At 58.2% G+C, this 12,756-nt stretch carries 6 protein-coding genes; all 6 read left to right on the forward strand.

The window, feature by feature from the left end:
* The first annotated feature begins 444 nt into the window (after positions 1-444).
* The 6 genes from malQ (at position 445) to L1D43_RS03230 (ending at position 12,754) form a co-directional block, all read left to right on the forward strand.
* A complete protein-coding gene (gene malQ, locus L1D43_RS03205) occupies positions 445-2,706 on the forward strand; it encodes a 4-alpha-glucanotransferase (protein WP_239849926.1) in 2,262 nt (753 codons plus the stop codon).
* 47 nt (positions 2,707-2,753) lie between these two features.
* Complete coding sequence (glgB, locus tag L1D43_RS03210; protein ID WP_239849927.1) at positions 2,754-5,051, forward strand: 1,4-alpha-glucan branching protein GlgB; 2,298 nt, start codon at positions 2,754-2,756, stop codon at positions 5,049-5,051.
* Positions 5,042-7,243: a glycogen debranching protein GlgX gene (glgX, locus tag L1D43_RS03215; RefSeq protein ID WP_239849928.1), complete on the forward strand. Its 2,202-nt coding sequence runs from the start codon at positions 5,042-5,044 to the stop codon at positions 7,241-7,243. The genes glgB and glgX overlap by 10 nt, the downstream gene beginning before the upstream one ends.
* Positions 7,240-9,750, forward strand: a complete 2,511-nt coding sequence (locus L1D43_RS03220) for a glycogen/starch/alpha-glucan phosphorylase (RefSeq protein ID WP_239849929.1) — start codon at positions 7,240-7,242, stop codon at positions 9,748-9,750. Before glgX ends, L1D43_RS03220 begins: the two co-directional genes overlap by 4 nt.
* Positions 9,751-9,828: 78 nt before the next feature.
* A complete protein-coding gene (gene glgC, locus L1D43_RS03225) occupies positions 9,829-11,103 on the forward strand; it encodes a glucose-1-phosphate adenylyltransferase (RefSeq protein WP_220044626.1) in 1,275 nt (424 codons plus the stop codon).
* Entirely contained in the window at positions 11,096-12,754 is a 1,659-nt protein-coding gene (locus L1D43_RS03230; RefSeq protein WP_239849930.1) for a glycogen/starch synthase, read from the forward strand. Before glgC ends, L1D43_RS03230 begins: the two co-directional genes overlap by 8 nt.
* Positions 12,755-12,756: the final 2 nt, after the last annotated feature.

The following is a 12,756-nucleotide window of genomic DNA, read 5'->3' on the forward strand; positions in this document are numbered from 1 at the left end:
ATCGCAAAGGTGTGATCTGCCTCATAAATAGCATCTATCCAGTCGAAAGCATGGCAAAAACTTAGATCAATACGACTAAATTTGTAAATTTATGACAAATACGAAATTTGACTGATTTTCAATTTCGAAAATCTATCACGGCGACTTTCATCATCTGAAACTCACTCAGATAAGCCAAACCACCCGATCATCATCTGTTTGATTTTTGTGCATCGCTTTAGGTCGGTTGCACAATATTTGTGCGACGCCAAATCTCTACAGCGGCCGCTCGGTCTGGCTTGCTCCCTGGCCAGGCCTTAATCGTAAAGTCTTAAGTTGCTAATTATTATAGATAAATAGAGTTCATCTGATTGACATAAATCTGTCGTCAAGCTGTTACCTGTGCTTGGCATGTTTACTGCTCAAGGAATTAGGGCTGTTTGACTGACTGGCAGGGACAGGGCGATGGACTTAGAGAAGGGCTTAGAAAAGTTACTCTATTTGCAGGGCGTAGGTGCCAGCTATAGCGACTACTCGGGCCGCATGGTACACCATAGTCAGGCCGAGCGTCTCGGCATACTGGCTTGCCTGCTGGCTAATTGTACCCAGCCTGAATTTAACCTGGATGATCTCAGCCCAGATGCTTTTGTTGCCGCCAACGGTGGGGCGGTAGCAGAGCGGAACTTCGACCTCGACGCCGCGCCCTGGCAAAGACCGCTCGCGGCGTTTCAATTTGCCTGTCTGACGGCCCCAAGCTTTATATTGTCTCTGCCCAGTGAGATGCAGCGCGATCTTAGGGTGCGTATCGTCACCGAAGGCGGTACTCAACTCGAGATGACTATCCCCTTCTCGGCGCTGGAGCGGGTCGGCGATTACTATGACGAGCCGCATCTCTATTACCGTTACCGGGTATCGGTCGCGTCTTACCTGGCACAGGGGCAATCTTTGCCCATGGGCTATCACAAGTTGTGGGTTGGCTTTAGCAAAAGCACGGGCGAGGCCAACACTAACACCAACACAAACACGCAAGCCAAGGTCATCGACTGGCAAGCCGAGGGGCATCAGGGGATCTGGCTACTGGCACCGCCCAAGGCCAAGCAGCTGCGGGAGACGGATAAACCCTGGGGAGTGAGCATCGCCCTCTATAGTCTGCGCAGCGACAGTCAGTGGGGCATAGGGGACTTTGGCGATCTGGGGGCTTTGATCGCTTGGCTGGGTGGCTATGGCTGCGACTTTATTCAGCTCAATCCGCTTCATGCTCTGGGGGACTCCTTCAATCTGGAAGAGGCCTATATCAGCCCCTACAGTCCGAGCGACAGACGCAGGCTCAATCCTCTCTATATTCATATCGAGTCTGTGCCCGAGGCCAATGAGATAGTGCCGCTGCTGCAAACTCTTGCCCTGGATCGTGAGCGTCTCAACCGCGACAACTGGCTGGATTATCCCAAGTTGACCCGGCTTAAGTATCGTCTCTTTACCGCCCTTTATCAGGTGTTTAGCCGTGATGTGCTGGGCAGCGGCGGGGCGCGGGAGCAGGCATTTTTGAAGTTTGTTGCCCAGGAAGGTGAGGCGCTGAGCCGTTTTTGTCAGTTCGAGGCCAATAAGGCTGCGGCCCAGGGAGAAGCGCTGGCCGCCGATCCCCTGTTGCATCAGTACCTGCAGTTTGTCGCCCATGAGCAGCTGCTCGATTGTCAGCATCAGGCGCTGGCGGCGGGTATGAGCATAGGCCTTATCGGCGACATGGCGGTGGGCGTGCGCGGCGATGGCGCCGAAGTCCACCAAAATCAAGGCAGCTACTGCCAGAATGCCAGCATAGGTGCGCCGCCAGATGACTTTGCGCCAAAGGGGCAAAACTGGGGCCTGACGCCACCGGATCCCATCGCCATGGCTCAGTCTGGATTTAGCCATTTTATCGGCCTCATTCGCAGTAACATGCGTAACTACGGTGCGCTGAGACTCGACCATGTGATGGCGTTGCTACGTCTATGGTGGTGGCCGAGTGAACCCGAAAATGCGCCCGGTGCCTATGTCTACTACCCCATAGATACCCTGCTGGCGATCGTGCGCCTGGAGAGTATGCGCGGTAACTGTGTGGTGATTGGAGAAGATCTCGGCATAGTGCCGGACGAGGTACGCGCCAAACTCAGCGACGGTGGCATCTATGCCAACGAACTCTTCTATTTCTGCAAGCAGGGCGAATCCTTTAAGTCGCCACAAGATCACAGGGCCGACAGCCTGATGATGCTGGCCAACCATGACGTGCCTACGCTACTGGCCTGGTGGTCTCAGAGTGACCTGCATCTTAAGCGTCAACTGGAACTTCTCGAAAATGACCAGGCGCTAGAGCAAGCCCTGGAGCGGCGCGACGGCGAGCGCCAGCAGCTGCTGGCCTGGCTCGAAGACAACGGTGAAGCGGGCTCGCTGGAAGACGACTATCTGCAGCTGCTCAGTGGCTGGGTGGCGGTGGCGGCGCGCTCCAATTCACGCCTTTTTAGTGTGCAGCTGGCGGATCTCTGCTGCGAGCGACACGGGGTCAATATCCCGGGTACCTGGCAGGAATACGCCAACTGGCAGCGACGACTGCCCTATAGCCTGACCAGCCTGAGACAGTCGCCCTCGATCAAACGCCTGCTACGCCGTATCGTCGAGGGGCGCAGCTCGGCCGAGGCCAGCGACCAATATTGCCGGGCCGACGATCGCCATCGTCAGCCTGTTTTCTGCCGATGACACAGCTATGACACTCCTATGAAACAGACAAACAAAGGGATAACCAGATGACTAAGCAGATACCAGTGCAGACACCTGCGCAGACACCACTGATAGCGCCAAGTGAAATTGAAGCCCTGCTGGCTGCCGACTACGTGGATATCTTCGCCTTGCTCGGTATGCATGCCATTGAGGTTGCCGCCGCGACCAAATCAGGCAAAGGCATCAAGGATGCCAAGGCTGTGAACCTGGTCAAACGTCTGGTGGTGCGCTGTTTTCTGCCTGGGGCCGAGCGCGTCGAGCTGATTGCCGCCCAAGATGGTCGCAAGGTGGCCGAGCTGGAGAAGTGCCATGATGAGGGGATCTTCGCCGGGCTCGCCGGGCGGCGCATCAACCCATTCGAGTATCGCCTGCGGGTGCATTATCCCTTCAGCGTCGAGGAGATAAACGACCCTTACCAATATGCCAGCCTGCTGAGTGATGAGGCGCTGTACCTCTTCAGCGAGGGACGTCAGGAGCAGGCCTATCGTTTTATGGGCGCCAACTGGCGTGAGGTCGATGGGGTGAGCGGCGTGCAGTTTTGTGTCTGGGCGCCCAATGCCAAGCGGGTCTCCTTGGTGCACGATGCCATCGACTGGGACGGCAGACGTCAAGTGATGCGCCACCATCCGGCCAACGGCGTATGGGAGATCTTCATCCCCTCGATGAAGGCGCTGACCCACTATAAATATGAGATTGTCACCCAGGAGGGAGAGCGACTGCTCAAGGCCGATCCCTTCGGCCGCGCCATGCAGGGCGCCCCGGGTAACGCCTCAATCGTGCCGCCCCAACTCGACTATGCCTGGCAGGATAAGCGCTGGCTGGCGAAACGGGCCAAGCAGAGCTGGCACGATCAGCCCATCTCCATCTATGAGGTGCATCTTGGATCCTGGCGTCGCCAGGGGGAAAACGGCGAGCAGTATCTCAGCTATAGTCAGCTTATCGATCAGCTGATCCCCTATGTGGTCGAGATGGGCTACACCCATCTGCAACTGATGCCCCTGTGTGAATATCCCTTCGACGGCTCCTGGGGCTATCAACCCGTGGGACTCTATGCGCCGACCCACAGATTCGGCCAGCCTCACGAACTCAAAGCCTTCGTCGATGCCTGTCATCAGGCGGGCATAGGGGTGATCCTCGACTGGGTCGCGGCGCATTTCCCCAAGGATCCCCATGGGCTGACCCGCTTCGACGGCTCCTGCCTCTATGAACATGAAGATCCCCGTCAGGGAGAGCATCCAGATTGGGATACCCTTATCTATAACTATGGTCGCGGCGAGGTGCAGAGCTATCTGCTCAGTAACGCTCACTACTGGTTGCAGGAGTTTCATTTAGATGGCCTGCGCCTGGACGCCGTCTCCTCCATGCTCTATCTCGACTACAGCCGCGAGCCCCATCAGTGGCTGCCTAACGCCCATGGCGGGCGCGAGAATCTGGATGCCATCGCCTTCTTGCAGGACCTCAACACGCGTCTCTACCAAGGCTTTCCCGGCATCATGATGATCGCCGAAGAATCCACCGCCTGGCCCGGCGTCACCAAGCGGGTCGATGAGGGCGGCCTGGGCTTCGGTTTTAAGTGGAACATGGGCTGGATGAACGACAGCCTGAGCTATATCGGCCGCGACCCCATCCATCGCAGCCATCATCACAACGAGCTGACCTTCAGCCTGATGTACTGCTTCACCGAGCAGTTCATCCTGTCGCTGAGCCACGACGAGGTGGTGCACGGCAAGGGGTCTTTGCTGCATAAGATCCCCGGCGACGACTGGCAGAAGTTTGCGACCCTGCGGGCCTATTTGGGCCTCATGTGGGGCCACCCAGGTAAGAAGCTGCTCTTCATGGGGGCGGATTTTGCCCAGCGTGACGAGTGGGATCATCAGCATAGCCTGGACTGGCATCTGTTGGCGTTCGAGCCCCACCAAGGGATGCAGCGCTGGGTGAAAGATCTCAACAGCCTTTATCGTCAGAGTGTGGCCCTCTATGGTGACGACCATCATGGCGAGGGATTTAACTGGCTCGATTGCGACAACGCCAGCGCCGGGGTACTGAGCTTTATCCGTCAGAGCGGCGACAAGCAGCTGATCTTTATCGTTAACATGACCCCAGAGGTCTACCGTGAGTTTCGCATCGGCCTGCCGCAGCCCGGCCGCTACCATGAACGCCTCAACAGCGACAGCCACTACTATGGCGGCAGCGATGTGGGCAATCAGGGGGTTATCCACACCGAGCCAGAGGCCTATCAGGGCCAGGCTCAGAGTGCCAGCATCAGCGTGCCGCCGCTGGCCTGTCTGGTGCTGGAACTGGACGAGAGTGTGTCATGCGACTGACCCACGGCAAGCCTTATCCCTTGGGAGCAACCTTAGATAGCGAGGGGGTGAACTTCGCGCTGTTTTCCGCCCACGCTAGTGCCGTCTACCTCTGTCTGTTTGACGAGGAGGATAGGGAAGTAGCCAGGCTGCGCCTCGAGCGTCAGTCTCAGCAGATCTGGCACGGCCATGTGTCTGGCCTCAAGGCGGGTTGCCGCTACGGCTATCGGGTCGATGGCCCCTATCAGCCCTTGATTGGCCACAGATTTAACATCAACAAGCTGTTGCTCGACCCTTACGCCAGGCGCCTGAGCGGCGCGATTAAAGATCATAAATCCCACTACGGCTATCAGTTTGGTCACGAGCAGGAAGACTTAAGTTTTTGCGAGCTGGATAACGCCGAGCGGATGCCCAAGTGTGTGGTGGTGGATCTCGAAAACCTTAGGCCCATAACGCCCCTGGTGAATCCCTTCGATCAGAGTGACAGCCCGCTGTCCCTGCGCCGCAGTGTGATCTACGAGCTGCATGTGAAGGGTTTTAGCCAGCAAAATCCCGAGGTGGTCAGTGAGCGTCGTGGACGCTTCGCCGGCCTCGGCGACCCTGCTAGCCTGCAGCACCTTAAAAGCCTTGGGGTCACCGCCGTCGAGCTTCTGCCCGTGCAGCAGTTTGTTACCGAGGCCTTCCTGCAACAGAAGGGGCTGACCAACTACTGGGGCTACAACACCATAGGCTATTTCGCGCCCCATCAGGCCTACCTATGCGAGTCAATAAGCGACTCAAATTGCGATGGAGCGATAGAGGAGTTTCGCGACATGGTCAGCGCCCTACACGGCGCCGGCATAGAGGTGATCCTGGATGTGGTATACAACCATAGCGCCGAGGGCAATCGTCTCGGGCCTACCTACAGCTTTAAGGGGATAGATAACCTCAGTTACTACCGTTTGCACCCCAGCGAGCCGCGCTACTACATCAATGACACTGGCTGTGGCAACACCCTCAACCTGTCCCACCCCAGGGTGTTGCAGCTGGTGATGGACTCGCTGCGCTACTGGGTCGAGGTGATGGGGGTCGATGGCTTCAGGTTCGATCTGGCCAGCACCCTGGGGCGTGAGGATCATGGCTTCGATGTGGGCTCCGGCTTCTTCGATGCCATCAGCCAAGATCCTGTGCTCAGCCGGGTGCGTCTCATCGCCGAGCCTTGGGACATAGGCCCTGGTGGTTATCAGCTGGGGCAGTTTCCCATAAGCTGGAGCGAGTGGAACGACAGGTATCGCGGTACGGTTCGCCGTTTCTGGCGCGGCGATGCCGGCATGTTGCCCGAGTTTGCCACCCGTTTTCATGGCTCCAGCGATCTGTTCGAACACGCCGGGCGTAAACCCGCCGCCAGTATCAACTTCATCACCAGCCATGACGGCTTTACCCTGATGGATCTGGTGAGCTATCGCCACAAGCACAATCAGGCTAACGGCGAGCAGAATCGCGACGGCCACAATGAGAACTACAGCGACAACTATGGCCACGAGGGCCAAAGCGACGAGCTGGCGCTCAGTGCACTGCGTGCCCGCCAGTGCCGCAACATGCTCACCACACTGTTTATGTCTCAGGGGGTGCCCATGCTGCTGGCCGGCGATGAGGTGGGTCATAGCCAGCTGGGCAACAACAACGCCTATTGCCAGGACAACCCCGCCAGCTGGCTCGATTGGCGCAAGGATATCGACAGCGACGAACTACTGAGTTTCACCGCTAACCTCATCAAGCTGCGCCGCCGTTTCCCCATGCTGTGCCACAGAGACTATATCCACGAGAGTGCCAACCAGGCCTCCCCAGGCCTCGACTGGTTCTGTCGACAGGGTGAGCCCATGACCAAGGCCCACTGGGGCGAGGCGCAGACCCGCACCCTGAGCCTAGTGATCAGCGGCGAGTTGGAGGCCCAGGCCGGTTGTCGTCAGGCGCTGCTGCTGATGTTTAACGCCGACAATAGAGCCCAACAGTTCACCCTGCCGAGCCTCGAGGGGATAGTGCAGTGGCAGTGTCTGCTCAGTACCCAGGACAGTCCCCAGTATGGCGAGTCCGCCAGCTATCAGGCCCTGCTACAGGGCGCCAGCCTGGTGCTGCAGGACCGTAGCCTGATGATCTATTACGCCCAATTTACCTCAGCGCAAGAAGAGCCCTCTGCAGGTGAAAAGCCTTCAGCCAAAGGAGAGTCTAGATGAGTTCGACAGCTAAGCCGGTGAAGTCCACTAAAACGAGTAAGACTAGCAGCAAGCCTGTGGTAAAGGTCGAAGCCAAGGCCGACAGCCTTATCTGCGATCCCTGTGAGACCCTGGGGGCCTGTTTCGAGCGTCATATCGACAAGAGCCTGACCCCCAAGGAGCGTGACGAGCAGGCGCTATTTTACGCCTTCGCCATGAGCGTGAAAGATCAGATGCTGCCCAAGTGGCGCGCCACCCGCCAGCTGGATCGCGACACGGGCAACAAGAAGGTCGCCTATCTGTCGCTGGAGTTCCTCATGGGGCGGGCCCTTGGCAATGCGCTGCTGAATCTGGATATGAACGACGAGAGTGCCCAAGTATTGAAAGATTATGCGGTGGCGCTTGAGACCCTGGAGGCCCAGGAGCATGACGCCGGGCTGGGCAACGGCGGCCTGGGACGCCTGGCGGCTTGCTTCCTCGACAGCTGCGCCAGCCTGGATCTCAATGTCACCGGCTACGGCATAAGGTATGAGTACGGCATGTTCGCCCAGAAGCTGTGCGACGGCTATCAGGTGGAGCGCCCCGACCGCTGGCTCAGGGATGGCAACCCCTGGGAGGTGAGGGGGCCAAGCCATAACGTGACTGTGCCTTTCTTCGGTCATACCGAGTCCTATATCGACCGAGACGGTAAGCGCCAATACACCTGGGTGGAGACTCAGGATGTGCTGGCGGTGGCCTATGACATCCCTGTGCCCGGCTATCGGAACGAGCGGATAAACACCCTCAGACTGTGGAAGTCTGAGGCCACCGACGATTTCGATCTCGAGGAGTTTAACCAGGGGGATTACACGGAGGCAGTGGCCCGTAAGAACCTGGCGGAGCAGATCACCATGGTGCTCTATCCCAACGATGCCAGCGAGAACGGTAAGGAGTTAAGACTGCGCCAGCAATACTTTCTTTCTTCTGCCAGCCTGCAGGATCTGCTCAATACCTGGGTGAGCCAGCGCGGCCTCGACTTTAGGGATTTTGCCCGCCAGCATGTGATGCAGCTTAACGACACTCACCCCAGCGTGGCGATCCCCGAGTTGATGCGCCTCTTGATGGACAAGTATGGTCTGTCCTGGGATCAAGCCTGGGATATCACCAGCCAGACAATGGCCTACACCAACCACACCCTGCTGCCCGAGGCGCTGGAGCGCTGGCCGGTGCGCATGTTTGCTCATATGCTGCCCAGGTTGCTGGATATCATCTATGAGATCAACGCCCGCTACCTGGACATGGTGGCTCACCATTGGCCGGGGGATGGCGACAAGCTGCGAGCCATGTCGATCATCGAAGAGGGCGATGAGCCCCATATCCGCATGGCTTACCTGGCGATCGTCGCCAGCTTCTCGGTCAACGGGGTCGCCGGGCTGCATACTCAGTTGCTGACCTCTGGCCTGTTTAAGGACTTCTATGCCCTCTGGCCCGAGAAGTTCAACAACAAGACCAACGGTGTGACGCCGAGACGCTGGCTGGCCCAGAGTAACCCCGCGCTGGCCGAGCTGCTGGGCAAGCGATTGGGTGAAGGCTGGGTGAAAGATCTTAGCCGTCTCAGCGCCCTCAACGCCTTCACCGATGACGAGGGGCTGCTAAAGGCCTGGCAGGAGGTCAAACATGGCAACAAGCAACAGCTGGCAAAGCTGGTGGAGCAGGAGTGCGATGTTCGCTTCGATCCTAAGATGATGTTCGATGTGCAGGTGAAACGCATTCACGAATATAAGCGTCAGCTGCTCAATATCCTGCATGTGATCCACCTGTATCACCAGATCCAGCAGGGCAAACTCACGGATATCACCCCAAGGTGCGTGCTGATCGGCGGCAAGGCGGCCCCTGGCTATGCCATGGCCAAGCTACTGATTAAGTTGGCTAACAATGTGGCCCACATGGTCAACTCGGATCCTCTGGTGACGCCATATCTGCGTTTCGCCTTCTACCCCAACTACAACGTCAGCGCTATGGAACGTATCTGCCCGGCGACGGATCTCTCCGAGCAGATCTCTACCGCCGGCAAAGAGGCCTCGGGCACGGGCAACATGAAGTTTATGATGAACGGCGCCCTCACCATAGGCACCCTGGATGGCGCCAACATCGAGATGCTCGAAGAGGTGGGCGAGGATAACTTCTTCCTCTTCGGCCTGAGGGCCGACGAGGTGGAGGCCCTAAGGCCTCACTACGATCCCCAGCACTTTATCGCCAAGTCCCAGGCGCTGACCGAGGTGATGAGCCTGCTGGAGAGCGGCCACTTTAACCTGCTGGAACCGGGGATCTTCGACCCCATCATCAACAGCATACGTTGTCCTCGGGACCCCTGGATGACCGCCGCCGATTTCGAGTCTTACCGACTCGCCCAGGTGCAGGCGACCAAGGCCTACCGGGATCCCCACCATTGGACACAGATGAGCATACGCAATACCGCCGCCAGTGGTCGCTTCTCCAGCGATGTCACCATTGGTCAATATCGAGACGAGATCTGGGGGATAGCCTAATGACGTTAATCGAGCTAAGTCGGGTCGCCGCGGCGCCCAAGCAACTGGTGTGTTTTTTATCTCAAGGAGTGAGTACCTATGCCTAACATGAATCCTAGCCCACGTTATATCAGTAATTTAACCCGAGAAACCTATGCATTAATCTTGGCCGGGGGGCGAGGTTCACGTCTGCATGAATTGACCGATTGGCGCGCCAAGCCATCGCTCTATTTTGGGGGCAAGTTCCGCATCATAGACTTCCCGCTGTCGAACTGCATCAACTCGGGCATTCGCCGCATCGGTGTGGTGACCCAGTACAAGTCGCACTCGCTGATCCGCCACGTGATGCGCGGCTGGGGCCACTTCAAGAAGGAGCTGGGGGAGTCGGTAGAGATCCTGCCCGCCTCTCAGCGTTATTCCGAGAGCTGGTATAAGGGCACCGCCGATGCGGTATTTCAGAATATCGACATCATACGCCACGAGCTGCCCAAGTATGTGATGATCCTCTCTGGCGATCACGTCTATCGCATGGACTATGCCGGCCTGCTGGCGGCCCACGCCGAGTCGGGCGCCGACATGACAGTCTCCTGCCTCGAGGTGCCGGTGGCCGAGGCGGCAGGCGCCTTTGGGGTGGTCGAGGTGGACGAGCGCAACAAGATCTTGGGTTTCGAAGAGAAGCCTGAGCTGCCCAAGCATCTGCCGGAAAATCCCGAGATGTGCCTGGCCTCCATGGGTAACTATGTGTTTAACACTGAGTTCCTGTTCGAACAGCTCAAGAAAGATGCCATGAACGAGAACTCGGATCGCGACTTTGGCAAGGATATCATCCCGTCGATCATCGAGGGGCACGAGGTCTACGCCCACCCGTTCAGAAGTGGCTTCACCGATGAGGAGGCCTACTGGCGCGACGTGGGCACCCTGGACTCCTTCTGGCAGGCTAACATGGAGCTGCTGTCGCCCACGCCGGCGCTGAATCTCTATGATGCCAAGTGGCCCATCTGGACCTTCCAGGAGCAGCTGCCGCCGGCCAAGTTTGTCTTCGATGACGACGAGCGCCGCGGCATGGCGGTGGACTCCATCGTCTCCGGTGGCTGTATCATCTCTGGCTCCACCGTGAGACGCAGCGTGCTGTTTAACGAGGTGCAGGTCTGCTCCTACTCCACGGTGGAAAACTCTGTGGTACTGCCCGATGTGGTGGTGCTGCGTCACTGCCAGATTAAGAATGCCATCTTAGACAGAGGCTGCATCATCCCCGAGGGTACGGTAATTGGCCACGACCATGATCACGACAGGGCACGGGGCTTTAGGGTCTCGGAAGGTGGGATCACCCTGGTGACCCGTGACATGTTGGGGTTACCGGTGGGTTATGAGTAAGACGCAGAAGGAGAGCGCCATGAAGCGCGTGTTGATGGTCGCCGCCGAGAACGGCGCGCTCAAGGGCGCCAAGGTGGGCGGCATGGCCGATGTGATCCGTGACCTGCCGGGCGCCCTCTATCCGCTGGGCGTATGCAGCGATGTGATCATGCCAAGCTATGGTTTTCTGCATCGTCAGCAGGGGGCCGAGCCCCTGGGCGAACTGGTGGTCGACTTCTATGGCCAGCCCCACTGGTTGACCCTCTACCGCGCATCGCATCCCAGTCTGCCTGAGGTAAACCTCTTCTTGTTGGATCACCCGCTGTTCGATCAGGACGGTAAGATCTACACCCCGGGGGCGAGCGATCGCCCTTTCGCCGAGGATGCCAACAAGTTCGCCCTGTTCTGCCTCGGTGTCGCCAAGGCGGTGTTGTCCGGCTTGATGCCAAGGCCGGCTCATCTGCATCTGCATGACTGGCATTGCGGCGTGCTGGCGCTGCTGCGCGCCTTTGCCCCCGAGTATGCTGCGCTGCAGGCGATCCCCTGCGTGTTGTCTATCCACAATCTGGCGATTCAGGGGGCGCGGCCCTTAACTCAGGAGCACTCCTCACTGCAGGCCTGGCTGCCGAGTCTGTTTGCCTCGCTTGGCAGTGACGCGCTCAATCAGGTGATCGACCCCAGGTATCCCCAATGTTTTAATCCACTGCGCGCCGCCATAGTGCTGAGCGATCGCGTGCATCTGGTGTCCCCCAGCTATGCCCAGGAGGTGCTGCGTTCCTCATCGCCTGAAAAGGGGTTTATTGGCGGCGAAGGGCTGGAGGTGGACCTTCAGCAGAAGCAGCAAGCGGGCGCGCTGCATGGCATCTTAAACGGCTGCGAGTATCCGAGTAAGTTGAAACGTTCGGGTCAGCTCTACAAACGTCAGGCGCTGCTCAGGGGCAACACCGACAAGCTGTTGCCGCTCATCGATAGCGCCGAGCGGGCGATACAAGGTTGGCTATGTCAGACGCCTTGGGTGCGCAGCGTCGATCAGCAGGCGCTGATGACCCTTGCCCGGCTGAGGCGTCAGTCGGAGTTTCAGGATGCCCCCAGGCTGCTATTGACCTCTGTGGGACGATTGACGGATCAGAAGATGGCGATCCTCTGCTATCGCGACGAGCAGGGCGTCAGCACCTTGGAGCATCTGCTTAAGACATTGGCTGAGCATGCGCCTAATGGCCTGATGGCTATCTTGGGTAGCGGCGATCAGGCGATAGAGGCGCAGCTTGCACAGCTTGCTGGCAGGTATCAGAACCTGCTGTTTATCAATGGCTTCGACTTGCCACTGTCAGACAGCCTGTACGAGTGCGGTAACCTGTTTATCATGCCCAGCTCCTTCGAGCCCTGCGGCATCAGCCAGATGCTGGCGATGCGGGCCGGTCAGCCCTGCCTGGTGCATGGCGTTGGAGGCCTGAAAGATACGGTAAGCCATGGGGAAGACGGGTTTGTCTTCTATGGCGATAGCCTGGCGGAGCAGGCGGCCGCCTTGCTACAGACCCTAGCGCAGACCCTGCCACTCATAGGTAAGGAGGAGTGGCAGCAGGTTTGTGATAATGCCAGTCAGAAGCGATTTAGCTGGGAGGCTTCGGCGAAGGCCTATTGCCAGCAGCTCTACAAGCTGTCAGCGCATTAGAG

The sequence above is a fragment of the Shewanella sp. Isolate8 genome, from assembly GCF_022398495.1.
GTDB lineage: Bacteria > Pseudomonadota > Gammaproteobacteria > Enterobacterales > Shewanellaceae > Shewanella > Shewanella aquimarina.

What these genes read in the sequence shown, in the direction of transcription:
- malQ (WP_239849926.1), top strand. Translation starts at nt 445, where the DNA reads ATGGACTTAGAGAAGGGCTTAGAAAAGTTACTCTATTTGCAGGGCGTA.
- glgB (WP_239849927.1), top strand. Translation starts at nt 2,754, where the DNA reads ATGACTAAGCAGATACCAGTGCAGACACCTGCGCAGACACCACTGATA.
- glgX (WP_239849928.1), top strand. Translation starts at nt 5,042, where the DNA reads ATGCGACTGACCCACGGCAAGCCTTATCCCTTGGGAGCAACCTTAGAT.
- L1D43_RS03220 (WP_239849929.1), top strand. Translation starts at nt 7,240, where the DNA reads ATGAGTTCGACAGCTAAGCCGGTGAAGTCCACTAAAACGAGTAAGACT.
- glgC (WP_220044626.1), top strand. Translation starts at nt 9,829, where the DNA reads ATGCCTAACATGAATCCTAGCCCACGTTATATCAGTAATTTAACCCGA.
- L1D43_RS03230 (WP_239849930.1), top strand. Translation starts at nt 11,096, where the DNA reads ATGAGTAAGACGCAGAAGGAGAGCGCCATGAAGCGCGTGTTGATGGTC.